Here is a 26748-nt window from a genome sequence, read left to right as displayed (position 1 = left end):
GCTTATGAAAGCTTAGCTCTATTTTTACGAATTTTTAGCGTTCTCCAAAATAATCCTTGTGAAGGTGAAAAGAAAAATGCTAGTGCAAATAGGAGTGTCGCAACAATAACGATGGTCGCTCCTGAAGCAAGATTGTATGAGAAGCTAAAATATAACCCTATTATAGAAGAAAGCGCTCCGATACCAGCAGCTAAGTGAATCATGACCCATAACCTGTTTGTTAATAGGTAGGCTGTCGCAGCAGGCGTTATTAGCATGGCAACTACGAGAATAATTCCGACAGTTTGAAGCGAGGCAACTGTCACCATCGTTAAAAGAACCATGAGTCCGTAATGAATCCATTTATTTGGCAAGCCGTAGCTTTGTGCCATGGTTGGATCAAACGTTGATACCAAAAGCTCTTTATAAAATAAATACACAAGCCCGATAATAACGAAACCGATAATGAGTGTAGTCCACATATCAGAAGAACGTACAGAAAGCACGTTTCCAAATAAAATGTGATAAAGGTCAGAACTGCTCTTCATAAAGGTAATTAAAATAATTCCTATAGCAAATACGGATGTAAACATAATTCCAATTGCCATATCGTGTTTAATACGACTATTTTGGCTAACAAACCCTATTCCAAGAGCAGTGATAACGCCTGTTAAAACTGCACCGATAAAATAATTGATGCCAAGCATATAGGAAATCGCAACTCCCGGAAGAACCGCGTGTGAAATCGCGTCTCCCATCAGGGCCATTCCTCTTAAAACAATAAAACAGCCAATCACTCCGCAAATGATTCCCACCATAACGGACGTTAACAAAGCTTTTTGTAGAAAGCTATATTGCATTAAGGCATTCATAAACTCCACAACTTTCATGATGAATGCACCTCCGTTTGGGGATTAAAGAATAGTTCTTGATTGACGTAGGCTTTTACCATCACAGCTGGTTCCAGTACGCTATTTACTTCTCCATAATGAATCAACTCTTTATTTAAAAGAAGCAATTTATCAAAGTAAGACTCTGCTTTACTCAAATCATGATGTACAACGACCGTTGTTTTTCCTTGTTGACGCAACTCTCTTAGAATATTAATAATGGTTTCTTCACTCGTTACGTCTATTCCAACAAATGGTTCGTCTAAGAAAAGTACCTCTGCTTTTTGAGCAAGCGCTCTTGCTAAGAATACGCGTTGCTGTTGACCACCTGACAATTCGCCAATCTGACGGTTTTTAAATTCTTCCATTCCCACTTTGTGCAAACACTGCAACGCCCAGCTCTTCTGCTCTTTCTTAGGTCTTTTCATTACTCCTAAGGATGGATACGTTCCAATTAATACAACATCTAAAACAGTAATTGGAAAATCCCAGTCAATTGTACTTCTCTGGGGCACATAGGCAATTCGCTTCCTAGCGCTTCGGATATCCTCTTCTAGGATTTTAATATGTCCTTTATCATTTGGAATTAAATCCAGAATAGCTTTCATTAACGTTGATTTTCCAGCTCCATTTGGACCAATGATTCCAACAAGAAGCCCTTTTTCAATGGTGAACGAAACGTCCTTAACTACTTGATTACCTTGATACGATACAAACAAGTCCTTTACAACGATTGCATCAGTCATTTTACATAATCTCCTTTCTTTTTCATTAATTAAACTTTTTTGTATATGGGCAAAACTAAGGTAAAAAAATATAATACCATCGTATTACTAGCAAATCAAAAATATTTTTCCTTAGGGAAACTTTTTTTAAGTTAATCAAATTATATAGCTCATGTGCAATTTTGTAAACATTTTCTCATTAAGATAATCAAACAAGCTTTATTTATAGAGGTTTAAGAACAGTTTTAAAATACACATGTTTTTGTTCGAATAAAATAAACCGATTCTATTGATATTTTATGAATGAGGGAATATAATAATACCAAATATTTTACCTAAGGAAACTTTTTAGACAAAGGTAAAATTTTTAATAAAGATCCCCATCGAAAGTAGATAAAAAGAATGAGAGGTAGCCTAGAACTACTTCTCATTCTTTTTATTGTTAATTCATTGGAAGCTCTTGCACAGAAGGTTGACCAACTTTATTTACCTAGACATAAAAAAGAGCCATTATGTTTCCAATAATGACTCTCATACTTTTTTATTTTCTAAAGACTATTATATAGCATCATTATGACTATCTAGCGAAATAGGAGGTCTCTTTAAAGGAACTTTCCAGTGCCACCAGTTGAAGATTCTAGCGATGATGATACACCCAAGGAAGATTCCGGTACAAGTTCAATGCTATCCGCTCATTAGCATTGCGGGTCCTGCCGACCGTGCAAATAATTCTAAAAGAGTACTTACAAATGTTAATCCGTTTACAACTTATTTTGTCGGTTATAGCTCTTCCTCTTATCGTATATAGTTTCATAACAAAGGATTATACTTTGCAACCCTACGCGACGTTACTTTTCGGCTTAGTCATTTTAATAATAGGACTGGTACAATTTCAAAATAAAAGTAAAGGTTTTGGCTGGCTGTTTTTATTTATATCTATTTATACTTTATATACAAGCGTCGAGAGCTTTTTATTGAAGTAGAATTGACAATGGATGTAGATGAAGAAGTGCAACCTATGATTGCCCTACATCCTTAGCAAACCTTCTTGTGTGTCTCTCTTGTTTATCATTCTCTCTTTCTTTTTAGAGAATAAAGACAATGTGATGAAAAGTGGAACTATACGTATGTAATTTTTGTTTAATAGCTAATTCGAGAGTTATTACTTATAAAAACCAGTTTGCTTTGGATTTTACAACTTTCATAGAGTCGGCAGCTTTTTTGAGAAGTTTTTTATCCGTAATCAGCTTGAACTTAAGTTTTGTATTTAATTTAGCTTGCTGATTCATCTTGCTCGCACTCATTAATAAATAAGTAAGTAATGTATGAACGTAGGTCAAATTGATCTTCACTAACAAATGTAGAAAAAATGTTTTTGTTTTCGCTCACTGAATTTCCCTCCCATATAAAAGTTTCTAGTTCTACTATTCCCCGACTAGTAATCTCTTATACATCTAATTTCATATAAATAGTTTTTTATTATATATAGAAGAAATAAAATTTTATTAATCACCTTTTTGAAAGAATGTAGACACAGAATAAGAATGCAATATATATACTTTTTTTATGCAAAAATAATTATATAGGAATAAAATATACCATAATTATTTTTCTTGAATGTTCTTTATCAGAGAATACATTACCTAATTCAGAAACATGTAAATTATACTATTTTTTTACCTTTAATAAGGGGTATACCATATCAATAGTGGCACAAAAAGAATGGATTATATAAAAGATTCTTTTTAATTTTGTTAATTAATTCTCTTTAAGTTAATTAATAACAAAGTTATTTCATTCACAAAAACAAAAATATTCCTCAAATTATATGAAAATTTATGATACAATATGTATTAAAATACAAAAATATGTGTACAAAATTGCTAACCTCTAGCATAAATGTCTACGATACCTATGTAACTATTAAGAGTAAAAAGGAGTGATTTTTGTGGATTTCGAAAACCAAAAAAAGTTGCTGTTAGATTTAATGATCACAACATGGGAACTCAATGGATCTCAGGTAGCTCTATTTGCCAAAGAGCTGTCGGAACAATTCAACATTAAAATAAACCCTTTTAAAGGAACTATAAAAGCCAATGAAGACGGACAAGATGTAACACTGAGATTCCTATTAAACAATCAAAACATCAACGTTACCTCTATAAATTATGATGATAAGCAGTTTTTTATAAGAAACAATATTGAGTATAGATTAAGAAGAATCAGTTTAAGAACGATATGTGAAGTTCAGTATAACGGAGAAGTTTACATTCCGAGCTGGAAAGAATCAGTTATGCTTAGGTGAATGACATATAAAAAATCCATGGATTTTATGAAATCCATGGATTTTTTATATGTAGTAATTGCTGGAGTTCACTTATTGACAACCATGGTCGTTTACGATGTAGCATACGGTGACAGTTAGCACATACTAGAGCGATATCTTCTACTTTTGTTTCATGATTGTCGTCCATTTCTGATACAGGTTTCGTATGATGACCTTCTATATAACCATTTCCTAGCTCACCGTAGTATTGCTGAAAATCAAACTTGCATACCTCGCAAAATAACTTACCGTGCTTTTGTAAGAAACGTTCCTTTGCTAGCTTGATCACTTCAGGATTACGTTCTCTGACTAAGTGTTGTTTTAGCTTTATTTTCCCTTCTGAAAATCCTTCATCATCTTCCGTAAAGCCAATAAGATCTGCTTCGGTCAGCTTACGTATTACATCACCAACCGTACTAAATCCATACTCTAAAACGGCTTCTACTTCTGCTTCTGTTATCCCTTTTCCAGATACAACGCTATTTTTAAACGGTATCCCTATTTCGCTTAATAACACTGGATTATAAAATAGTTTGAAGTCTGTAAGAATGATACATCCTATTTGCCCCGTATGTGCACCAGCTCCAAACATAGTATTCATTCTACCTATAAAAACTTCTTTCTCGTCATCACCATTGGCATTACGGTATCTGTCCCATGCTTCTGATGCTTTTAGTACCTCGAAACGCAGGTACGTAGCCATTCCCAATACCGCTCTTTCGCCTTTAACTCTCTTATCATTTTTCACAAGAAAAAAGAACGGTTCTCCCTTGGTTAGGGATTGAAAGTTTTTAGTATCCTTACGCCAAAAGTTAAATTCGCTTGCTTTATTATGCAAAGATAAATACGTAAACCACTCCCTAGACGTAACTCCAATATAACCCTTCATGTTTTAACCTCCTGCAATCCACTCCATTGTTCTTACGCAAAGGGTTCTTTACCAGAAATTTATGTTTAACTTAAAAGCTTCCAGAACGCCATATCTTCCATAATTTCGTATTTATTATTGGTAACAGATGTAACTAAGCTATAGTGCTTTGGAAGTTGTGCTATCTTATTAACGATATGTACACCCTCAGTTTGGGTTTCTGGACTGAAAATAGCTTGTACTTCTTTCTTTTTAATCGTAGACACTCTATGTATAATCCAAGTCAATATATATTGCGTATAGTTATTATCCGCTGTTGCAAAATGATCTAAAAATTGAGTTGATAAAATCACACCAACTCCATATTCTCTCCCTTCCTTCATAACTTTCTTTAAAGAAGTGAAGTTTTGACTCAAGAAATTATCTGCCTCATCAACAAGGATCATTTTTGTTAACTCACGATAATCTCCTTGGATTGTGCTGTGCCCTTTTGTAGACATCTGAGAATAGAAAGTGTCTAAGGTAATTCCTACTATTAAATTCTGAACACTTTGGTCATAACCAGCTAGATTGATAACCGTTACACCTTGTATCATGTCGTATAGAGACTGTGTCTCCTCGCTAGTTGGAGAGAAAATTTCAAAGTCATAAATTTGTTTTAATGCTGCATACAGACTGTCTTCTTTTACATCCTCTCTATCCATAAATCGTTCAAACACATTATTTAATGTAGGTGGTACCAGATCCCATGTAGACATATCGGCTTTATGAATACCAACTTGTGAATAAGATTCAACAATTAAATCGTTTAATAATTGCTGTTGCTTTATACCTAAATTAAATGCATTCGAAATGGTTTCTTTAATGGTACTAGCTGTATGTAAAGGTAATAACGGCTTTGGTTGTTTCCCCCTATATAACGATAGCGGATTATATGGAAGGTGATATGGCTGATAAATTGTAGCATTTGTCGCTTCCACAAAGTCGTCTTTAATATAGTCACCTTTATAATCAAAAATAAGAATATCAATAGGCGTTCCATTTAAATTGGATAGAGAGCCCTCATGTATTTGTTTAATAAGAGATTTCGTAAACTGAGTTTTCCCTGTCCCCATCGTACCAACGATACCTGTATTTGTATGCATAATCTTGCTAGTCGTAGTTGGGTACCAATACAATGGTTCATTATTGCTCGCTGAATGACCAAAAAGAATTCTTAGAGGTTCTGTGCCGTCAGATAGTTTCGTAACGACAGGTTCTACACTTACAGAGCTATCATATAAGTTATGGTTCGCCGCAACTGCAGCAACTGCAGGGTTTTTTTCATAAATAGATTTTACATTCTTCTTTTCTGCTGTTTGTAGTTCCTTGAACACTTGCTGTTGTTCCCTGCTAAGAGTTTCATCCTTAGATTGTTTATCAATACTCTCCCAGCTCTTTATGAATTTTTCATATACTTTTTGCATTGCTGCTGGGTTTAAGTGCATGTGGACGTAGTAATTATCTTTTATAAAAAGATTTTTTCTTTTAATTCCATTTTTACCTACCATATATTCTGAATCGGCCGTGCGTATACCTGTCAGCTCTATTATTTCAATTGTTTTTTGTAAATCTTTTTCCACAAAAAACTGCCAGAAATTACGAAAAATTTGAGCATGAGATGTTTCTTCCCATCTAATTGTTTCTCCATCTATGTTCATTTCAAATGTCTGAGTGCTCATCAGTAAGTCCTCCTATATTTCTCCTCAATCTATACTAGTTTACTAAATTTGAGCTGGAAAATATTAAAAAACACTAAAGAAATTAGTTTTTCTATTAAAATTCTTGAAAATGATAAACTCTATCATCAATTAAAAAAGAACTTCAAATAAAAAAACATAGGAAGATCTTCATCTTCCTATGTTTTCATTCACCTTATTCATCTATTTATTTTTGCTTCTTTTTCAAATACTCCGCACGAAGTTTTTCAAGGTGCTGCTTTTTATCAACTTTAGTATTTTTTTGTTTTTCATGATACTTTGTCATAGCCATCTGGCCTTTGGTATCCAATAGATATTTGCTCACTTTGTTCACCTACATTTCTTATCCTTTAAAAATTACTTCACCCAATATACTATACCTTATTTTACTGAAGTAAACCTTATTATTTATTAATTAGTTTATTGCTGACTTTATATATAAGTGAAAATATCTAAAATATGGTAATAATAACTCATCGTCAAATTTTATTTATTTGGTTAGGATAATCAAAACAAAATGCCCAAATCCTTTATACAAAAGGATTTGAGCATTATTTAAATATGACCTGTGAGGGATTTGAGCTCCGCCCCCTTCCCGATCATTATTAATTATGTGAATAGACAACACTACGTTGGGCACAGAAGCTAAAAGGACTTGGGGATTACTAAATTTACTATGTGCGTTTCTTACTACATCTAACATCAACAATCACAATATGTTAATATAAGGTAAATTAAACTAAAGGAGTAGTTACAATGTTAAATCGTTTACAGCTTATATTGTCAGCTATAGCTCTTCCCATTTCAATCTATGGAATGATAAGGAAAGATTACAGCTTGCAGCCCTATACAATATTACTTCTTGGTTTAATAATGTTAATAATGGGATTGGTACAATTTCAAAATGGTAGGAAAGGCTCCGGATGGCTGTGTGTATGTGTATCTATGTTTGTTTTATATACAAGCTTTGAGAACTTTTTATGGATGTAGCACCCGCTTTGAAATTGTTTAAGGTGAAGAAGTGAGATACACAAAAGGATATTAAATAGATTTAATCACCTACTGCACATATCACCTTACCTTTTGCTAAGGCATCTATACATAGTTGCCTTAAATCTTTAGCAAACCTTCTTATGTCTTGATCTTGTTTATCACCCTTTCTGTATTCTTCCAAAAGCGCTTCACATATTCCTTTTAAAGTATTTATTTCGCTTATTGAAAAAAGCTTACCTCTATATGGATTTAACGCAAGCAACAACTTTAGATACAAAAAACCCTTTGCTACAAGGGACTGACCCCTGTCTCAAAAACAGGAGTCAGTCCCAACAAGGATGGCTTTTTTTAGTATAGTTTTGCTTTAATTAGTTAGCCGTATATATGAGCATTACCTTCATAATACCTATCATAGAAATCGTTATAACGATCTTTTAACTTGGAAATGTTAGTAGCATTACTTGAAATAATATCAATAACATCACTACTTACATATAGAAGATATTCATTTGAATGAAATGCTATATATGCTCGTGTTAGTCCTTTTTTTACACTTAAGCAATAATTATATACATCTGTCGGATTTAAGCTTCCGATAGTACTATAAACGATTCCATCTCTGGTACCTTCTTCTAGTACTACATGTTCTTTCCAACTCTTTAAATGAATAACTTGACCAATTCTTGTTTTAGCAGATTTGCGCTTATTGTTGACGATATATTCCGAAACAACAATTGCGTTAATTTGCTTATCCTTATTGAAAATATCATTAATAATTAATTTCAAATTAGCCATGTTTAGCGCATCGATATCAAATCTTACCCTATTATCTTGATGGACTTGAAAAAAAGGTGTCATTCCATTGCAATCGAAATCAACACTAAATTCTTTTAATTTCACCAAATTCATCAGTCTCCTATTCTCTTTAATTCAGCATCGTAAGTACCTGAACGCATTTTCTTTGAACCTAAGTTTTTAATAGAGCTAGCTCCCTTCCAAGCTCCACCGTTATGACCATCTTGGTCTATTGATATATATTTAGGACTTCCTTTTTTATTATAAAATATCTTAGCTCCGTGTGAATACTGACCCTTAACCTCTGTATAGCCTAAATCTTTAGCCGCTTCTTTTGCTACAGCAGGAACTGAGCGAATCATAGAAGTAACAATGCTCTTACCCCACTTTTTCACAGCTTGTTTAATACCTTGTTTTGCTATGAAACCAACAATAACAGCAACTACAGGCCAAACTGAAGCTTGTAACTCTGAACTATCATACAGATATTCTTCTCCAGTTTGTTGATCAATAAAACTAGCTTTAAAATTATCTTCATCAGTAATTGACAAAAGCTTAACATCGAACTTTTTATCAATTGAATTACCATACGCGTCATCTTAAGCCAACCAATGATTCTTGGCGAGTCGATGAAACGTATGTGAAAGTCAAAGGTCAATGGATGTACCTCTATCGTGCCGTTGATTCAGAAGGAAATACGGTTGATTTTTATTTAAACAAAACAAGAGATCATAAGGCTGCAAAGCGCTTTTTCAAGAAAGCTTTGCGGTCTTTTCATGTTTCCAAGCCCCGTGTGATCACAGTAGACAAGAACCCAGCCTATCCTATGGCAATTGAAGAGTTGAAGAAAGAGAAAAAGATGCCCGTAGGCATCCAAATACGGCAGGTAAAATATCTGAATAACATTGTGGAACAAGATCATCGTTTTATTAAAAAGAAAGTTCGTTCGATGTTAGGATTGAAATCTTTTCGTACAGCTACATCTATTCTTTCGGGAATAGAGTCGATGCATATCATTAAAAAAGGACAACTTGTTTTACGGGACAATTCTGTCCAAAATCAAGTGAAGTTCATTCATCAACTGTTTGGGTTGATTACTTAAGACAAACAGTCACTAGGAATCTGTGGCTTTTTTAGATTTTCTTCAAATATTTGCACCAGAACCACAAAAAAGGCCAAAACCCTTGTATACCAAGGGTTTCAGCCTTTTTAATAGAATGACCTGTGAGGGATTTGAACCCCCGACCCCTTCCCTGTCAATCTTAATCATTAAAAACAAGCGAGTTTAACTCAGTAAAACAAGATCAAGAAAGCTTAATTTATCAAGGTTTTAGACAAGTTCACAAATCAACTCAGTTAAATGAAATCAACTCAAAAATATAATTATGTGAGCAAATGTGTGAGCATTTTGAGAAGCAAGTGGTCTGTTTTTCAAGAATATAATGCATATGCGCCGCTCTGTCTAGAAGCCACAAATTTAACTTGTATTTAAGACAGTTATAAATGAACCAGGTACATTGATTACTCTTCGATAAATTAGAGTAGCTGCGTTTATGTATGTAATGAATATTTAATAAAAATTCGATATAGGAGAGTATAACGATGGAAAAACAGTACCAACTAATGTTCGTTTTTCGAACAAAGCAGCTTTCGCTTCTACACTGTGTAGGAATGGATTATGTAAATGGATCAATGTTTTGTGTACTTCTTAACAGTCCAAATGATAATGTACAAGTTGATTATATGACTAGTCGCTATCCAAAGCAATTAATTAATCACTTAAATGAAGAAAAAGAACGTATTAATCGCGGCTTTTATGATATTAGAACTTGGAACATGGAACTGCATAATTAATTTATTCATATTTTTTGAGGAATGGCTACTTAAAAGCAGGTTTGATTAAGAATTTATAGTCTTCTTTTAAATAGACATAATATTTGCACCAAAACCAGCTAACATAATAAATTCAGAACGTGTGATATCTCCTACAATAGCAAGCTTAGTTTTTAACGGATTTAACCGCCTTATAACAGATGAGACGAAAGCATAAAATGCTTTCGTCTCAATGCAAACAATGACTCTGTTTGTTAGCTATCAATAATCCATTGAATCAACTCCTTGATAAAGAACGTTCATTCTTTATTCAATGGTAGCTTTTCCTGATTATTGCTATTCTAGAGGAATAGCAATGAAGAATAGTTTAAAAGAATTTTGGAACGAATCGAAGTACTATATTAAGTAATACAAATAAAATTAATGTGTTTTCATTTTATTTTGGACTTTTTTATATTGAATGTAATTGTTTATAACGCACTTTATTGATACAATTTACTTCATTATAGGGGGGATTTGGTATGAGTAAAAAATTTCATAATCTGTTTATTAATGTAAAAAAACTAGATGAAGTGTTTAACGATGCAATAATTGTTGTTGATACAAATGTACTCTTGATGGCTTACCAATGGCGAGACATAACATTTAAAACCGTATATGATATTTTAAATGAGTTGGCTGAACAAGGTAGGCTTAAAATTCCAAATCAAGTAATTAAAGAATTCGCAAATAAAAGACCTGAGACTATAAGAGACCTATCTAATGATGTTCAAAATAATATATTAAGTAAACTTATTACTGGAAACCTTAAGCAAAATGTCAAACATTCTGATCTTAAAGATGTAATTCCAAGTTTAATTTTCTTTGAAAACACAGAGGAACTACTTAGGGCTGAAAAAAGATATAATACAGCTTTAAAAGCATTAACTTCTGCTCAAAAACAATACAAAGAATCGCTTAATAACTTGTTGGATGATATCAAAGAATACATAGATAATGATCCAATCTTAGATAAATTTGAAAAAATTTTTGAGATGACGGTTTTAGATGAAGTAGATTATGATGATCAGCAGTTAAAAGAAGACTTAGATAAACGAAAAAAACAAAATATCCCCCCTGGATACAAAGATAAAGGGCATACGGGTGATTTGAAGATATGGACAGAAATTCTCTCATTAGCAGATAATAATGTTATTTTCATCACTAGGGATAATAAGAATGATTGGGTATATAAGAACACTTTAGGGAAAGTCATTGGTGCAAGAAGAGAGTTAGTTGAAGAGTTTTATAAAGTTAATAAGAAAACCTTTAAAATGTTGACTCCTGTAGATTTTGTAGAAAATTATTCTAAGACAAAGGGACAAAACATTATAGAGGAAGTAAAAGAAGATATGGAAAAAACATCAACAAAGTTTATTAGAAATTTTATTTTACGAAATCCAGAAGAGAATGGGTCATCTGAGGACGAAATATCGAGTGGTAACAATTTAGTGAAAAGATACCAAGTAGAAGGATTAGAAAAAAAAATCCAAGAATATTTAAGTTTAGCGTACCAAGAACATATTCTTTTAGATGATGAATATACACTCATTATGGAGAAGTTGAAATTGGCCGATGAATTAAAAAAGGAAAATTTAAGTTTAGCAAAAGATCAATATGAAGCAGTTTTGAAAAGGTTAGAATATATCTTTATGGATATTTTTGGTTATTAATTTAGAATATTAATATGAAAGACTGTCTATTATTCATAGTGTGTAATGAAATCTTAACTCTTTTCATGCTATTTGATTACTATTTTGATTTTTCTTTATGCTGTCCCTAAGTCAATAATTAGTATCTGATTGACTCATAGTTGCTTAAAAATAAAATGTCTAATTGTAGTTTTAAAATAATTATTACAATTAAAAAAGCAACCTAAAGTGGTTGCTTTTTTAATCCTTATATTAATTATATCTGTGAACTCATTTAATGAGTCACAGCAACTTCACTGCCTTGAACAGTAACCTTTTGTTTTCCTCTTAAATTTTCAAGTTGTAACTTTGCTGCTGGTTCTATCCAATCATATTCGATACCTACAAATGATTTCAAGATAGCTTCAAAAACAATTTGCGCTCCTTGGGGTGGAACAGCCATACCAATTTGCTTACGTACAGCTTCTTTACTACCATAAAACACAAAATTATCTGGAAAAGTCTGAAGTCGTGCTCTTTCACGATTTGTAAGTGCGCGAAGCTCTTCCCAATGATACATATGCGTCCCTCCACCACCACTTCCAGTAACTGTGTAAGCAGGGCGGTTAGGATCTAAGCGTTTATAGATAGAACTGAGTCGTGCTCCTTTAACTTTCAATTGCAAATGCTCAGGAATGCCCGGATACCAAGCATTTTCACCTGGTGGTATATAGCTAAGCATTTCTTTTACTTTAGCTGTATGTCTTGGCATTTCATGATTTGGTGCATCCTCCGGAATTGGTGGATTGTTAATAGCTTCAGCAGATGTTTTATATTCTGTTGAAGCTACAGTTGTAGGTGCTGGAACTTTAAATTGAATTCCTTGCTCATCGAGGTCATTTCTAATACCGACAATAATAATACGATGGCGTGCCTGCGGTATTCCATACTCCTGAAACTTATATAGATGTGGAGTTAACTTATACCCACAACCTTCAAGCTCAGTAAGGATTTGAATAAAAGCTTTTCCTTCATTTGCGCTTTGTAGCCCTCCAACATTTTCAGCTACAAAAAATTTTGGCTGGTATTCTTTCAATACTTTTACACCATACGAATACAAAGGTCCGTATGTACCATTGAGCCCTTGTTTTTCTCCTACTTGACTATAATCATTACAAGGGAAGCCAAACGCGAAGCAATCAATGTCTCCCAGGATATTCTTATCTCCAATAGGTAGGTCTTCTACAGGCCCCCAATGGACAGAGGGATCGTCTATGTCATTACAAATATTAAGCCTGTATGTATTGCAGGCTGTTGCATCATAATCATTAGACCAACGATGTTCAATACGCCATTCCTCACCAGTAGCCGGATCCACTACACGTGCATTTTTAGCACCTAAACTTAAACCTCCAGGACCGTTAAATAATTCACCTTTTTTTAGAATCATAATATCTAATTACTCCTTAGTAAGAAATTTTAAAGAAACGAAAATATGTTCTTGCATATGGGTATGCAACTTATTTTACACCTTTATACAAAAAAAAGCAGCCCTAACGGCTCCTTTTTTTAAAAAATCTCAGATACACTAGAATATCCTCTATTAATAAAACAAGAAATAAACTTTTGTGTACGCGTATCCTTATCAATATTATTATCTATACAGTAATCCAAAAATCCAATTAATGTTTTCGCAGAGAATATCGCTCCCTGTGTTACATGCCCTGCTAATGCAACTTTTGCCTTCTCAGTGATTTTTTCTAGATTACGTTCACCGCCCCACTCACTAGCCGTTACATATCCGAAGTAGGAAACTAATTTCCCTTCATACCCATTATAGTTAGGTATGTATTCTGATCCCATGTGAGACGCAAGGTTTGCTGATAGGCTGAACTTCTTTCTATAGTTCTTAGCATCAATTATACACACGTTCTTATCGTCCAAGTGTAACAAAATTTCGATCTCTGTGCGTACGTCTTTAACAACCGGTTTCGGACGTAAATCTACTTTAAATCCAATAGCTCTTAAAACTTCCGCTGTTTTATCCTCGAATTTTCTGTCATCTTCTTCAAACAAATATGATTCTACAAAACTTTCATTTAATGAAGTAAATTGGTATTGCTTTAACTCCGTAGCATATTTTTGAGCCTCTTTTTGAGAAAATTCTTCTGCTAAGATGGATACAATTTTTTCGCTAGAGAGACTTTGTACCAATGGATAGGGCGATAATAGCTTTTTTATTTTATTTTTAACTTTGCTTTGATTAGTAGCTGGCTTGATAGAGCCAAAGGCACTGGCCTTATAGCTATCTACATCTAATCCATTATTTTCTGCAAACCGCTGAAGAGAAATTAAATACCGTTTATTAAATGGATATCTTTCTTCAAATTCTGAAAGTGTTTTAGCCGTTTGCTCATGCTTTTCAGAAGGAACTCTTAAAGCATCCCCCCGTATATAATCTACTAATTCAGTATAGTCACACAGCATCATATACGTATGAGCAACATCACCATGAGCTGTAGCATAATCTCTTGCTCCTTTATCTGATCGTTCACGATGTTCGTATTCACTAGCTACAGTTCTACGCATTTCTTCCTTTTGTTCCTCATCGCTATTTCGAAAAGCTATAATTTTTTTGGTTACAGCATTTAATTCATCGTCACGTTTAGCTGTTAAAGCAAAAAAGGTAATCTCTTCTTTAGTAACATAATAATCTAAATTATGTTGGTTAACTAAACGAATAAGAAAGCGTGCTGGACGAATTTGAAAATCAGATTCAAATTTTGGTCTAAAACCACTTTCTAAAAAGTATGCGTTTGGGATTTGAAGAGTTAAAATTTGTTTACGTATATTTTCTCTTTTCTTTATGCCTTCTAAAAGCTTTTTTCCTACTTTTGTGAGGGTAAGATAACCAGTTTCGTTAGTATAAACATATCCAAAAGTCTTCAACATTGCAGCCCAGGTTCGTCCACCTGATCCATCGTTGCTTATACTGTCACGCTTTAATTCGTAAGCTACTAGTGTTTTCTCATAAGCTTTATGAGCTTCACGATTTCTTGCCCAAACTACAGTAAAATTGTCTGTAGCCTCTTTTAAAGCTTCTAACGCCTCAACATGAAACTTTGGATCACGTTCAGGTCTTGTAATAAACCATACTTTTCTTTTTGTTAAGCTTGCCATTCTTTATGCTCCTTTGCTAGAACTACTTCATGTAGTGCTTTTAAACATTCTTGTTCTTTTATACTTAATCTATTCTTAGCATCTAAAGCTCTCCACTCCACCATTAAATCTAAGAATAATTCTTTGTCACGATCATCAAATAAAGGTAGTTTATTCTTTTCTTCATCTGAAAATCTAGTCAATACTTCAGTTATATGTAATACTTTTTCATCAAATAAATCAGAAATTTTATAGTCATGAATTTTATAGACTCGATTAATCGCCCCCAGAATTCTAGTTAACGAAGAAATTGTAATATCTTCATTATTATTAAAAGCGTCATTAAACCAATTCCTCGATCTCCCTGTTTCAACACTAAGTTTGGAATGAGATATCTTGGAATCCCTTAAAAACCTATCAATATTTGCCATTAAACGATAAATCAAAGCTTTATGTAATAGTCTCTTTACTTGGTAAATGTCCATTTAAATTTCCCTTCCAGTCTACAAAAATATGGCATAAAATTTATTAAATAACAATTAATTTTATATAGTAAAAAAACCGTTACATTTTCAACTAAACACACTTTATATACAGTGTGTTTTTAGTATGTTAAAATGTGAATAAAATATTAAAGTGCAACCTATATTAGGTTTAAATAAGATAGTGAAAGAAACATAACAAGCACCCCCATGCTCATTATGTTCTTTCCTTTTGGCTATCTCTTTAACGCAACAACATTAACAATTAATGACATGAAGCTACTGATAACTGTGAAGATTGCACAAACAGCAATAACAGTACTTGTATCCATTTAATCACCTACCCTATTGGCTAAACTTGGAATATATTAAGTGTAAACCAAGAACAGGACGTAAATGACCCCTTTAAAAGGGTCATTTACGTCCTGTTCTATTTTTTAGATAATTTACTCTTTAAAATGCAATTTAAATCAAGCAGATGCTAACAGTATAAATAATTATCTCTAATATTTATAAAAGGAAAAAATCTATCCTTCTTTTTTATACACACATTCTCTGACTTTACCTTTGGTATTAAATTTCTAGTAAATTCATATAAATTTCACACTTATTATTTTCCTCTGGACAAAATGTCAAATCAGATTGATATCTTAGGTTAAATATTCCCGCATCTTTTTTTACCACTTTAGGAATGCTTGATATTTCAACTAGTTTAGATGATTTTATTGAAAATTTTTTCTGGTGTTGTAGAGTATTCTTTTGATATCCATAAGCTAATAATTTTTTTGTGAATTGTTCAACACGAGGTAAAGCATCGCTAATTTTATTCACAAGTTCACTTATACTTCTACCTCCTGATAAATCTTCTTCTATATATAGAGAATATATATACCTCTTTGATGAAGAAGAAGATTCTTGTAATTGTTCATCCGAAAAAGTATGGATATGCCTATTTAAAGATGTTTTAACCTCAATATCAACTGCATTATTACTAAAATCAAACTTCTTTTTATTAGGCCCCTCCCAAACTAATATAGCCTTTTCTGGTAAATTGGTGTTTAAGATAAAACATAGTTCTCCCCATAAACCTTGCAACTGCTTTTCAGTTAACGATGGGACGTTGGCTAATAACTTCTGCCAGTCCATTATATACTCCAATATATCCCTTGGGTGATTCATTAAGTTATTATAAGATCTATCCTTAATACCTTCTGCTAGGACGGTGAATAAACTGTTAAGAAGAGGATCCAAACACGTTACTACTGCCCAAGCGTTATTTGTTCTACATCCATTTAAGAAAAAGTTTTCAGGAGGAAAATATTTCAGTGAAATACTCTTTGTATCTCTTCCACACTGAAGAGAAGAGTCTGGTGTATACTGTAAGAGCAAACAGAGATTATTTGAATGTGATTTGCCTACAAAGAAATTGTTGATTACGTGCTTCATGTTATATTCATTTTTGTCGTTAGATGGATTTAATGAATTAAATACAAGCTTAAAGTCAGATGCTTTCATTTTTCGCCCTCATCTTATATTGTGGCATTAAACATAAAAGCATAATTGCCTTCAGGAAAGCGGAATACAGGGATCCAAAAAGCTTGATTATCCCACTTATCCCCATTTTGTCGAAGCATGAGTAATGTTGGTTTTCTATTAGGAATTGTGTTTAAGTCTGCACTTGTATAAACATTTCTAAGATCATCACTTGGTGAGAGCTTACGATTAATTTTCACAGAGAGAAAAGCACTAGTATGAAGTTCTTGCAGTTTATCCAAGGCCAATAATATACGTTCCTCGCTCCATAGACCAGGCGAGTTTTTGTCGGTTTTTGTATATTTTAATAATGAAGAAATAAACTTAAGTGGAACTTCTTTATATGCATCTCCTACGTAGCCTTCAAGTAGTTGATTAAGCTTTTGAGTAGAAGTTGCTACATCTGTTTTTTTGTATAATGGTTTATGTGGAAAGTAAGCACTTCCTGCAGCAAACGCTCCAATTTCATTAGGATCCAGTACATTTGCTCGAGTTGGTTTAATACCTTCTGATAACCAGATACTTCTTAGCCCTTCACTTCTATGCTTATTAATAACATCTCTTAAGTTATTTTCTGACTCATAGATTACACGGAACCTATCTGCTAGGTGCTGCGGTAAAAATACTCGACTCACATATAAATCACGGGAACGATATCCATACATTCTTGCATGTTGTAGGACTGTATCTATTTGAGGGTTTTTGGTTTGCCTACCGTAGTAAGTAACAAGTAATTTTTCTATAGTGACTCCTCTGCCAAGCTTTGTACCTCCTATTAGGATATTATATATATTATCGTATCTTGGTTCTCCTCTAGATCGATCAGTATTAAGTACTTGAATATCTGTACTGGAAATTACAAACTTTAATTTATTAATAACTTCATCAAAAGAAGGTGTTTTACTAGCTCTCATTGATATTTCGTCGTATGCTTTATAAAGTAAGTACATGGTTAATTCTGTTTCACTATTTATTTCATCAACACATAAACTCTTAGCCATTTGATCCGTATAATGTTGAATTACAGCCCGTACATTTTCATGATGAATTTTTTTTAAACTTACATGACATAAAAAAGAGAAGTTTGTTCCTTCCGATTTAAGAAGCTGAATAGTTGCCCCAATATAAAACCAACATATAGAGTACTTTAGCCCCTCTGGTAGAATGGGTGTGACTGAAGTAAGCATATCGATTTCAGTATTAGGGACTATTAAAAGATATTCGCTATTTGCATTAGCAAAAAACTTCTCTCCGCCTACATACCCCTGTCCTGGTTCTATCAAAACCGTGAATGTTGGTCGGTACAAACTGTTTAATCCTTGTAAGAATAGAGCTTGAGGTGTTGCTGTAACTTGGATATATGTTCTTACACGAAAAGTTTTCCTTAATTCACTAACCAAAGCATTAATTTTACTTGGATCGTCATCTTCCTTGCTAATATTGGTATTTAAACTAGCTTGATCAGCTTCATCATCAAAGATAATTGCAGGTTTTACATAAGCCTTTGTGTTAAGAATTGTTTCATTTAACTTTTTGAGGTTTGTTACGTTTTTAGTCGAAACAAAGACAACACCATTTAGTTGTAATTTAGTTTTAATGCTGTGGTGATTATTCTCCCAATCCTCTTTTCCTGCTATCGTAATCCCAGGTAGTGATTGTCTTAGTCTACTTATTGTCTGTTGATATAGCCAAAGATTATCAGAAGTTAATACAATAAAACATTTGTATCCATTATCAGCAGCCATGGCTAGTGACGCAATCAATGAATTAGTTTTCCCACTTTGAATCCGTCCAAATAACAAGCCTATACGCTCACCAGTTAACTCTCTCCAATCAACTACATTTTCTACAACCTCAGCTGCCTTTTGTAGAAGGTCATCTGAGAGTATATTTTTGCTTTGCAAAAGCGTTCTGAAATGATTTGTATGATTTCCATCTGTAACTATTGTTTTAAAGGGGGTAGAGATTTTCCCAACCTCTACCATATCTGTTTCTTCCGTATTCTTAGAACGCTCAATGAACTTTTTCCGTTCTGTTTCAATAGTTTTCAAAATTCTTTTATCAAACATTTTTGTAACAATGTCATCCGCATTTCTTTTCTTATTATGCAAAGTTCTATCATTGTTCATTATTTATCACTTCCTCATGGATTTTTGTTAAACACTGTCTTCAATTTTCGATGGGAGTCAAACAAACCACGTTTAACTGTACCAACAGCTACATCTAGACATTCAGCAATTTGTTGGTATTCCATACTACCTTTATAACGATGGAAAATCATTAAATATTGTTTTTCTGTAAGTGAGATTTTTATGACTTTCCAGAACTCTTCATTTATCAAATGAGTATTACTGTCTTTAAAAGGATCAATTTGAGAAAACTTTGTGTCTTCAATGCTATCCTTCGGAATCTCCCTCTTCTTTTTATTAAACATATTGCAAGCAATTCTTTTGACAATTGTTTTATACCATGGCCAGAACGGCCGTGTTTCATCATAACTATGCAAGTTTTCAAGTACCTTAACTATTGAATCTTGAACAATATCCATTGCTAAAAATTCATCTTTTATTATTTTATTAGCCTCCTTTAATGCTTCCGTACTATAAGAACTACAAAGCGCCGCCAGATCATTCCATAATTTCGACTCTTTATCCAGATTCATACTAACCTCCTTTTACACTTAACTACTCTATATACAAATAACGGAAACAGTTTGTTGTGTGAAATAAATTTTTTCACTTAAAAATTAATTTAGCAAGAGTTTCTCTAATAGAAATAGGATAAAGCAAAAGTATTAGCTGAAAGTAGAATATTGAAGTTAAAGTAAAGTGCTTATCTTTAATATTTTTAATTATATATTACTTTTATTTATCTAAATTTCCTGCTATTTTTATATCTCAGATATTGTTTACTTGTTTTAAATTTTGGAGTTGTGGACAAAAATTCGCATTATTACTTTATTTGAAGAGGTTTCCTTTACGATGTTCAAGTATTCTTATATTTATGGCTTTTCGTGGAATAAGTGGATATGTTCAATTAAAAGTTGGCCATAATGTTATTGAGAAGTTTTTGGAACGAATGACTACAATGATTTTCATTTCCTTTAACTTTACTTAATGCCCTAAAAACAAACGATTATGGTGTAAAACACATAAAGTGTGAGTTTCCTTTAAATCGCTAACTTATGAAAATAATCCAAATGATTTATGGATGAATGCTTATATGCTATTCAGTATGTAAGTAGTTGTACGAAATAATTTCAATCCTATGAACGAGCGCGCTCCCTTCTTTATAAGACTATAATCCTATTCTACAATATTATTGAGATATTTAACTTGTCTCATTAGAGTGCCTTCAGTTATACGTTTCTCTTCTTTTAAGTCTTTAATCGTTACAAGATAGCCTGTTTTTATCTATTGTTATAATACTTATCTTAGAAACATGAAAAGACCGCAAAGCTTTCCTGAAGAAATGCTTTGTAGCCTTATGATCTGTTGTTTTGCTTAGGTAAAAATCAATCGTACTTCCATAGCAATCAACTGCGTTATATAATTGTATTTATTGTCTTTATTAGTGAGTTATTTATACTGTTTTATTGTAGTGTAATTTTGCTTAATACTTCTGGTTGCAATACTTCGATTTGATAAGCCGCTTTTACTCCTTTTAAAGTTTCCTCAACATAATAGATAATTTCATCTACATATAACTCATCAGTTTTTTCAATAATTGCTGTTCCGTTTTCCTGTAATTCAACCAGAACCTTGCCTACTGCTCCTAAAATACCATTCATGTTAATATCCTCCTATATGTATATTAGATTCATTTATCTGAGCTAAATTTCGTTTAATAGTTTTTATACTATTTTTAAGTCGCAAAGTCACCATATTAAATTTTTTCGATTTCAATATCAAATTCACTGGTCCAAGTAACCTTTATTTTATCACCTATTTGAGCGTTTACGTAATTGTACCAATCACCAATTAACTGTAGGTTACCATTGCCTTGAAATTGCTTAGCATAAATGTCACCTGCTGTACTTGAACCTGAAGCCTTAAGCTTTACATTTTTTAAGAATCCATCTACAGAATTACAATTAAAAATATGAATAGCACTAGAATCATTACTATTATAAATTCCAATCTTTTTGGCTTCAGATTTTGGGATTTGAAGATAACCCTCTCCATATATAATACCTCTAGTACTTGTATGTCGGTGTGATCCCCATTCTAAATGGGGTTTTTTCAGAGTTGTAATAAAACAGTCCCCTAACTTCGGCATAAATCATGCTCCTAACATATTAAAATTCAAGTTTAATTAAATAATTAGAGTTACATTTTATGGATCTTATGTGTCCAATTATTAAGTTAAAGGTGTCAGACTAATTCCTAGTTTCACTCCTCCAATTAATTAATAAAATTCCTCAAGTCTATTATTAACTATTTTTGTAAGTATATCTACTATAGTAACAATGTTGACTTTTAAAATGTTTCATAACTGTTAAAAAACATTTTTTATATTTATTAAATATTTCTATTAACATGCTAAGGTGATTAAATTCAATACATCAATCACTTGTAAAGCAATTTACAACTTTGCACTAAAACTAAAGACCGCTATTTCTATTTGAAATGCACTTAACTTTTACAAATAAACCGTTTAATCAAACCAACCACATGTCTTTATAGATCTTGTATACAGTAAACTTACAACATAGTTAATTAAATCTTCAAAACACCTAATGTTAATTATCTCCTCTAAGTCTTTTGTTCTTAGGGCTTTTATCGAAAAAGTAAACTCTACGAAATCATCCGCTAACTTCTCAGGTAATCTCCTAGCAAAAATATCAAAGTCTTCTAATCCTATGCTTACTATCCTACCTTTTTTATAGTAAGAAAAGGCCCTACATTTAGACCATTCTACTAGTGTTACATCATAGATATCTGCAGCGCTATAAATTAGATCCACTGCTTTCTCATGAAAATTAATTTTAGAGTTCCTTTCTAAGTCTTCCTTTAAGTAAAATAACAGCATTTCACCTCGATGAGGAACTTCCGCAATATGATACTCATACAGTGGGCTGTTATTAATTTTGTTTAGAATTTCCCTTCTGTTCAAATTGAATTTCTCCCTTCGGTGCTTTTTAAAACACCTAATAAAAGTCGATATGTTTGAATTTGAAAACCAGTCTTAAAATTTTTGCAATATAAAGTTATTATCCCTTTATAAATAACTACTATTTATCCTATTAACCTCTCAAAATTAGCTAAATAGCTAGCTCCATTATAAATACAAATTAAAAAGAAGATGAAAAAACTTTATTTTTCATAAAATATAGTCACTACTGTTGATTGGATTTATATTTCTTATATTAAGATGCTACAACGTTTAAGATATGATTCCTTTCATTTTCAGCGCTTTTTTAGAGGCAGTCTTTCTTTTAAAGGAATGTTGTCTATAGCAGCTTCGCCTGTTAAATCCCTAATATTAGCACACCAGAAAATATTTTTTAAAAAAGTTCTATTTTTCTATCCTTGTCCCTTGTTTCCTTAAAAATCTAAGGAATATAATGTCGATAAAATTTTCAACCAGCACATAAAGTAACAGCTTTAAGTCTAGCGACACTTTCTTTTATACACAAGCTAGCTTCTGTGTTCATTGCATCAAGGATAACCAGGCGACAATAAATCTTTTTGAAAAAAGTTTACTTTTCTACCCTCATCCCTTGTTTCCTTGAAAACCTAAAGAATATAATGCTGGTGAAATTCCCAACCATTATATAGAAAATAAGTGTTTGGGACTAAGCGTGCTTTTTTATAAAAAAGCTAGTTTCTCTAGCCGCTGTGCCCATTACTTCAAGGATATCCAAGGGCTCACAAATTTTTTCAAAAAAATTTATTTTTCTATTCTCTCCTCTTGTTTCTTTAAAAATCTGAAGAATATAATGTCGATGAAATTTTCAATTAGCATATATAGAAACAGCTTTGAGGCTAGTCGCGCTTTCTTTTCTACAGGATTTTCGGGCAATCACAAATCTTTTTGAAGAATTTTCAACATTTCTGCTCTCTCCCCTTGTTTTCTTAAAAAATTAAGAAATATAATGCTGATGAAATTTTCAATTGCTAGACAAGGAGATGATGTATCTAACTTTTATGTAACATTTTCCCTTAATTGAAGAAGGTATCAAGGTAAAACCGTTAATCAAAACGCTGTGGTGACAGAATAAGCTTCTAGGTTCATAGTTAGATAATTCTGCTCCACAAAAATAAACTATTTCAAGGAGTGTTCCACTTGAATCCTAATACAAATCAACCTAATGAAATATTAACTCCTGAAATAATGAAGCGATTAAAAGAGCTCTGTGCAAAAGGATATCTATCTCCTTTCTTACTAAATAAGTTCATTCAATTACAAACTTGGAGGAAACAAAATGGAGAAAGACAACGATAAATTATTCCCTGGACAGCAACAAGGGAAAGTTACGGTATTTATTAACTGCTTAGAAAAGCCTGAACCTATTCAACTTGAATTTGAATTGGAGTTTAAGACTAAATAAGAATTTATCTTGTATAAAATACACCTATTTCCGTCAAAGCTGATAGGCGGAGGTGTATTTTATGCGAAAAAAAATTCAGCTACAAACAGATTCAGAAGTAAATAGCGTAACAAATTTGTGGATCCAACACCTGGTTCAACGTATTATCTTTGAACAACTAGATGTTCCCCCTCGCTTACAGCCAAAGTTATTGCATCAAATCAATCATAATGAAAGGAAAAAAGAAAGATGAACTTACAAAGCTACTATAAATACAAAGTATTTTTGAGGCGTATTAGTACGATGAGTCAAGACCCTAGTATGCAAGAAACAGCAGATGCTCCATATCGTCAGCAATATTCTTCAAAAGAGATCATTATTATTAATGAATATGGCGTTTCAGCAAATAAACTATATATTGCGCAACGTCCTAAGATACAAAAGCTAATAAAATTGATTGAGAATAATAAAGTTGAAGTAGTGTATGTTTTTGACCGCTCTCGACTTTTTCGAAAACACTACGAAGGTGTTTTCTTTATAGACTTGTGTAAGAAACATAATGTAAAAATCATTTTTACTTCAACTGGTCATCAAGAGGCTTCAAATAACACTTTAATTGAAGGTGTAATGAGCATAGTTAATAATCTTGAAGGAGAAAATATTACTAAAAGAAATGCCGAAGCACGAAGGCGGTTTCCAGGAAAAAAGTTTGGATACATTAAAAACAAAGAAGACCGAACATATAAAAAAAATCCGGAGAAAGAAGATACTATTTTAGAATTCTTTAACGTACTTAGAAAGGTAGAAACTATCACACAACTAGATAAGTTGTTAAGACATTATAAAAAGTTATTCAAAAAAACTCCTGAGAAACTTCTTGAAATGGCAGTGGATCCATTCTATGCGGGCTATGATATTAGTGATAACGAAAATAAACTTCCACATGTTGAACCTTATCTGTCATTAGAAGATTTTAAAAATTTACTAACTAAAAATGTAATCATTTCTACGTATTCGCATAAAAAAGTGGCACTAGAGCGAGAACATTTATTTCAACCGTATTGTAGTAAATGCAACAAGTTAATGAAGTTTGATTTTAGCATCCTAGAGAATAAAGCTTGGTACTCCTGCTCAAAGAAATCAAACCACTCAAAAATTCTTCTACCGTCTAGAGATCTATTCTCTGTAGTGAGTGCAACGTTAAGTAAGGCAATTGAAGGACTGGATACAGATAAACTGCTTAGAGACTCTCGTACTTACATTAATCAAATTCGCATGCTTGTTCAAAAAGACCTAGAAGCAATTTCTAAAAGGAAAGAACAAATTCGTCAAGCAATTATCTTAGAAAATGATGATTTAGTCGGTTGGAAATTAAATCCTTCTTATAATGAATTATTAAAGCTTGAAGATTATGAGCAACAACTTTTAAAGAACATTACTGAAAAAGAAGAATTGCTTTTAGAAAATAAAGAGTTAAGTAACTTAACAAAGAACTATTTAACCAATTCTAAAGAGAAAAACTTTGCTTTGTTAGTTAGTATGCTTATTAAAAGGTTAGACATTTATCCAGAAAAAATTGTCATTACACTGAATAAGTTTGACTACCTGTCTCATTTAGAACCAAATTATACTTTTGAAGGGAGTGATTTACAATGAAGATTGCATTTGCATATATTCGACGGTCTTCTTATAAACAATTGGACAACAATAGCGTAGAAATCCAAAAGCAACACATACAGGAGTTTGCAAAACGAAATCATTTAGTTGTGCCAGAAGAGTTTATCTTTATTGAAGAAGCTACTAGTGCTTATTCTAAATCAGCTAAGCAAAGAAAACAATTAATGCTTTTAAAAGAAAAGATGATTGAGCTAAATATTTCAATTGTTATTTTTCACGATGTTTCTCGTATGGATCGAACAGGTTATTCTTTTACAACTGAATTCTATCAGCCATTGCTAGATTATTTACCTAACCTTCAAGTATATACGACACACTCAAATGAACCAGTTAACCCAGACAGTCTCGATATGAAAATAAAGTTCTTATTGTTTCAACATGAATCAGAAATTAAGTCTGAACGTGCGTTAAGTAATTTGAAAGCGGAACTTCAAAAAGAAAATCCGGTCCGCCCTGGAGCGACTGTACCTTATGGATATAAGCAGGTTAATAAAAAGCTTATACCTAACCAGAACGCTGAGATTGTTTCATTTATTTCATTTTTGTACACTTGGGGACATTCATTTAAAAACATCGCTCTTCTTTTAAATGAAGCAAGAATTCCTTCTCCTACAGGAAAACTATGGCCACCAAGTACGGTAGAGAAAATTTTAGGTAATTCCGTTTATACAGGAAACTTGACTTGGCATGTGCGCAAAGGAAAGAGTGAACAAGAAACGTTTACATTTAAAGAGTCTCATGAACCATTAATGAACCAATTTGAACTTCAACTACACTCGTACAATAAACAACTTCAAAAAGAGTTCGGTAGGTTAAATACACACTTTTTATTTCTTAATAAAATTAGATGCAGACACTGTCAACAACCTATGATTAATCAAAACGGTTCTACAAAGCATAATGGTGTTACATACCATTACCATTACTATGTTTGTGAAAATTGTTCGTACAAAGTAGCAATTAAAGAGGTTCATAAGCACTTAGTTCCTTTAGTTTTCAAACATATTCAGCGGCTTGCTTTATCAAAAGAGAATAAAAAGATGACTTTAGCTACACTTAGCAAAATTAAAGTTAGCCTGAAAGGTGTGATTGAAGAAGCTAAGAACATGGCCCATGTTCTCTCAAAGAAACTAGAACAAGCACAAACCCTAAAAGAACGGGAGTTAGAGTTACATATTGTAGATATGATTGTTCATAATGAAACTTTGGCATCTACTTATCAACAAAAACTAACTGCTTTAGAAAGTTATTATCTAGCAGTTGAATCCGATCATTTTTTCACAAGGTTTGATAACGTTTTAGAACATTATTTACAACCACTTGAACAACGACTTATGATTTTATACTTTGTTGACTTTATTCTTGTTTCAACTAATCAGAAACCTGTTGTTCAGTATAAAGATAATATCTTTGATTTCCTAGAAAATTCTAAAGAAAAGAGTAATCCGTAGGTTAATAATCGACAATTTTAAGAACACAGCTGTTAAAGAGCCGAAAAGGATTTTTAAGGGATTTCAACTTATAATGTAGTATCTAGAAATCCCTTT

Annotated in this window: 21 protein-coding genes and 3 pseudogenes; 7 read left to right on the top strand and 17 right to left on the bottom strand. The window is 32.5% G+C overall.

What is annotated here, in order from left to right; all coding sequences use genetic code 11:
• Positions 1–2 precede the first annotated feature (2 nt).
• The gene (locus NIZ91_04355) at positions 3–869 is read right to left on the bottom strand and encodes a metal ABC transporter permease (protein ID USY55891.1); all 867 of its coding nucleotides are present in this window, start codon (positions 867–869) and stop codon (positions 3–5) included.
• Complete coding sequence (locus NIZ91_04350) at positions 866–1615, bottom strand: metal ABC transporter ATP-binding protein (protein ID USY55890.1); 750 nt, start codon at positions 1613–1615, stop codon at positions 866–868. The genes NIZ91_04355 and NIZ91_04350 overlap by 4 nt, the downstream gene beginning before the upstream one ends.
• A gap of 1927 nt (positions 1616–3542) precedes the next feature.
• Between NIZ91_04350 and NIZ91_04345 the strand changes: the two genes are divergently transcribed.
• Positions 3543–3899, top strand: coding sequence for a hypothetical protein (locus NIZ91_04345; protein USY55889.1), 357 nt, complete (start codon positions 3543–3545; stop codon positions 3897–3899).
• A gap of 25 nt (positions 3900–3924) precedes the next feature.
• Here the strand turns inward: NIZ91_04345 and NIZ91_04340 are convergent, their stop codons facing one another.
• From NIZ91_04340 to NIZ91_04320, 5 genes and pseudogenes are all read right to left on the bottom strand, one after another.
• Entirely contained in the window at positions 3925–4809 is an 885-nt protein-coding gene (locus tag NIZ91_04340) for an HNH endonuclease (protein ID USY55888.1), read from the bottom strand.
• A 65-nt stretch (positions 4810–4874) separates the two neighbouring features.
• Positions 4875–6509 (bottom strand): ATP-binding protein, encoded by a 1635-nt coding sequence (locus NIZ91_04335; GenBank protein USY55887.1) that lies wholly within the window; start codon positions 6507–6509, stop codon positions 4875–4877.
• 205 nt (positions 6510–6714) lie between these two features.
• Positions 6715–6852 (bottom strand): hypothetical protein, encoded by a 138-nt coding sequence (locus NIZ91_04330; protein ID USY55886.1) that lies wholly within the window; start codon positions 6850–6852, stop codon positions 6715–6717.
• A 1040-nt stretch (positions 6853–7892) separates the two neighbouring features.
• Positions 7893–8420: a hypothetical protein gene (locus NIZ91_04325; protein ID USY57089.1), complete on the bottom strand. Its 528-nt coding sequence runs from the start codon at positions 8418–8420 to the stop codon at positions 7893–7895.
• An 8-nt stretch (positions 8421–8428) separates the two neighbouring features.
• Positions 8429–8914, bottom strand: a pseudogene (locus NIZ91_04320) (SAR2788 family putative toxin).
• Between NIZ91_04320 and NIZ91_04315 the strand changes: the two are divergent.
• The 3 genes and pseudogenes from NIZ91_04315 (at position 8911) to NIZ91_04305 (ending at position 11860) form a co-directional block, all read left to right on the top strand.
• Positions 8911–9417: pseudogene (locus tag NIZ91_04315) on the top strand (IS6 family transposase). The pseudogenes NIZ91_04320 and NIZ91_04315 overlap by 4 nt on opposite strands.
• A gap of 500 nt (positions 9418–9917) precedes the next feature.
• Positions 9918–10169: a hypothetical protein gene (locus NIZ91_04310; protein ID USY55885.1), complete on the top strand. Its 252-nt coding sequence runs from the start codon at positions 9918–9920 to the stop codon at positions 10167–10169.
• A gap of 500 nt (positions 10170–10669) precedes the next feature.
• Positions 10670–11860 carry a PIN-like domain-containing protein gene (locus NIZ91_04305; GenBank protein ID USY55884.1) on the top strand — a complete coding sequence of 397 codons (1191 nt, stop codon included), beginning with the start codon at positions 10670–10672 and terminating at the stop codon, positions 11858–11860.
• Between the two features lie 253 nt (positions 11861–12113).
• Here the strand turns inward: NIZ91_04305 and NIZ91_04300 are convergent, their stop codons facing one another.
• The 10 genes and pseudogenes from NIZ91_04300 to NIZ91_04255 form a co-directional block, all read right to left on the bottom strand.
• Positions 12114–13268, bottom strand: a complete 1155-nt coding sequence (locus NIZ91_04300; GenBank protein ID USY55883.1) for a DNA cytosine methyltransferase — start codon at positions 13266–13268, stop codon at positions 12114–12116.
• Positions 13269–13387: 119 nt separating this feature from the next.
• Positions 13388–14998, bottom strand: coding sequence for an AlwI family type II restriction endonuclease (locus tag NIZ91_04295; GenBank protein USY55882.1), 1611 nt, complete (start codon positions 14996–14998; stop codon positions 13388–13390).
• Positions 14986–15462, bottom strand: coding sequence for a hypothetical protein (locus tag NIZ91_04290; protein USY55881.1), 477 nt, complete (start codon positions 15460–15462; stop codon positions 14986–14988). Before NIZ91_04290 ends, NIZ91_04295 begins: the two co-directional genes overlap by 13 nt.
• 570 nt (positions 15463–16032) lie before the next feature.
• The gene (locus NIZ91_04285) at positions 16033–16974 is read right to left on the bottom strand and encodes a PD-(D/E)XK motif protein (GenBank protein USY55880.1); all 942 of its coding nucleotides are present in this window, start codon (positions 16972–16974) and stop codon (positions 16033–16035) included.
• A 14-nt stretch (positions 16975–16988) separates the two neighbouring features.
• Positions 16989–19121 carry a Z1 domain-containing protein gene (locus NIZ91_04280; protein USY55879.1) on the bottom strand — a complete coding sequence of 711 codons (2133 nt, stop codon included), beginning with the start codon at positions 19119–19121 and terminating at the stop codon, positions 16989–16991.
• 14 nt (positions 19122–19135) lie between these two features.
• Positions 19136–19654, bottom strand: a complete 519-nt coding sequence (locus NIZ91_04275; GenBank protein USY55878.1) for a sigma-70 family RNA polymerase sigma factor — start codon at positions 19652–19654, stop codon at positions 19136–19138.
• A 568-nt stretch (positions 19655–20222) separates the two neighbouring features.
• Positions 20223–20520 (bottom strand): annotated as a pseudogene (locus NIZ91_04270) (DDE-type integrase/transposase/recombinase).
• Between the two features lie 64 nt (positions 20521–20584).
• Entirely contained in the window at positions 20585–20782 is a 198-nt protein-coding gene (locus tag NIZ91_04265; protein ID USY55877.1) for a hypothetical protein, read from the bottom strand.
• Between the two features lie 95 nt (positions 20783–20877).
• Positions 20878–21270 carry a hypothetical protein gene (locus NIZ91_04260; GenBank protein USY55876.1) on the bottom strand — a complete coding sequence of 131 codons (393 nt, stop codon included), beginning with the start codon at positions 21268–21270 and terminating at the stop codon, positions 20878–20880.
• A 378-nt stretch (positions 21271–21648) separates the two neighbouring features.
• Positions 21649–22107: a hypothetical protein gene (locus NIZ91_04255; GenBank protein USY55875.1), complete on the bottom strand. Its 459-nt coding sequence runs from the start codon at positions 22105–22107 to the stop codon at positions 21649–21651.
• Between the two features lie 1499 nt (positions 22108–23606).
• Here NIZ91_04255 and NIZ91_04250 point away from each other — a divergent pair.
• The 3 genes from NIZ91_04250 to NIZ91_04240 are packed head-to-tail and all read left to right on the top strand — an operon-like array spanning position 23607 to position 26652.
• Entirely contained in the window at positions 23607–23777 is a 171-nt protein-coding gene (locus NIZ91_04250) for a hypothetical protein (GenBank protein ID USY55874.1), read from the top strand.
• A complete protein-coding gene (locus tag NIZ91_04245) occupies positions 23774–25180 on the top strand; it encodes a recombinase family protein (GenBank protein ID USY55873.1) in 1407 nt (468 codons plus the stop codon). Before NIZ91_04250 ends, NIZ91_04245 begins: the two co-directional genes overlap by 4 nt.
• Positions 25177–26652 carry a recombinase family protein gene (locus NIZ91_04240; GenBank protein ID USY55872.1) on the top strand — a complete coding sequence of 492 codons (1476 nt, stop codon included), beginning with the start codon at positions 25177–25179 and terminating at the stop codon, positions 26650–26652. The genes NIZ91_04245 and NIZ91_04240 overlap by 4 nt, the downstream gene beginning before the upstream one ends.
• The last annotated feature ends 96 nt before the right edge of the window (positions 26653–26748 follow it).

The organism is Bacillus sp. 1780r2a1 (assembly GCA_024134725.1).
In the GTDB taxonomy this organism is placed as follows: Bacteria; Bacillota; Bacilli; order Bacillales; family Bacillaceae_H; genus Priestia; species Priestia aryabhattai_A.
This window is presented reverse-complemented; position numbering and strand designations above follow the sequence as displayed.

Bases quoted from the DNA above. Each gene is read 5' to 3' on its own strand.
- NIZ91_04355 (USY55891.1), bottom strand. From the start codon at position 869: ATGAAAGTTGTGGAGTTTATGAATGCCTTAATGCAATATAGCTTTCTA.
- NIZ91_04350 (USY55890.1), bottom strand. From the start codon at position 1,615: ATGACTGATGCAATCGTTGTAAAGGACTTGTTTGTATCGTATCAAGGT.
- NIZ91_04340 (USY55888.1), bottom strand. From the start codon at position 4,809: ATGAAGGGTTATATTGGAGTTACGTCTAGGGAGTGGTTTACGTATTTA.
- NIZ91_04335 (USY55887.1), bottom strand. From the start codon at position 6,509: ATGAGCACTCAGACATTTGAAATGAACATAGATGGAGAAACAATTAGA.
- NIZ91_04310 (USY55885.1), top strand. From the start codon at position 9,918: ATGGAAAAACAGTACCAACTAATGTTCGTTTTTCGAACAAAGCAGCTT.
- NIZ91_04305 (USY55884.1), top strand. From the start codon at position 10,670: ATGAGTAAAAAATTTCATAATCTGTTTATTAATGTAAAAAAACTAGAT.
- NIZ91_04300 (USY55883.1), bottom strand. From the start codon at position 13,268: ATGATTCTAAAAAAAGGTGAATTATTTAACGGTCCTGGAGGTTTAAGT.
- NIZ91_04295 (USY55882.1), bottom strand. From the start codon at position 14,998: ATGGCAAGCTTAACAAAAAGAAAAGTATGGTTTATTACAAGACCTGAA.
- NIZ91_04290 (USY55881.1), bottom strand. From the start codon at position 15,462: ATGGACATTTACCAAGTAAAGAGACTATTACATAAAGCTTTGATTTAT.
- NIZ91_04285 (USY55880.1), bottom strand. From the start codon at position 16,974: ATGAAAGCATCTGACTTTAAGCTTGTATTTAATTCATTAAATCCATCT.
- NIZ91_04280 (USY55879.1), bottom strand. From the start codon at position 19,121: ATGAACAATGATAGAACTTTGCATAATAAGAAAAGAAATGCGGATGAC.
- NIZ91_04275 (USY55878.1), bottom strand. From the start codon at position 19,654: ATGAATCTGGATAAAGAGTCGAAATTATGGAATGATCTGGCGGCGCTT.
- NIZ91_04265 (USY55877.1), bottom strand. From the start codon at position 20,782: ATGAATGGTATTTTAGGAGCAGTAGGCAAGGTTCTGGTTGAATTACAG.
- NIZ91_04260 (USY55876.1), bottom strand. From the start codon at position 21,270: ATGCCGAAGTTAGGGGACTGTTTTATTACAACTCTGAAAAAACCCCAT.
- NIZ91_04250 (USY55874.1), top strand. From the start codon at position 23,607: ATGCGAAAAAAAATTCAGCTACAAACAGATTCAGAAGTAAATAGCGTA.
- NIZ91_04245 (USY55873.1), top strand. From the start codon at position 23,774: ATGAACTTACAAAGCTACTATAAATACAAAGTATTTTTGAGGCGTATT.
- NIZ91_04240 (USY55872.1), top strand. From the start codon at position 25,177: ATGAAGATTGCATTTGCATATATTCGACGGTCTTCTTATAAACAATTG.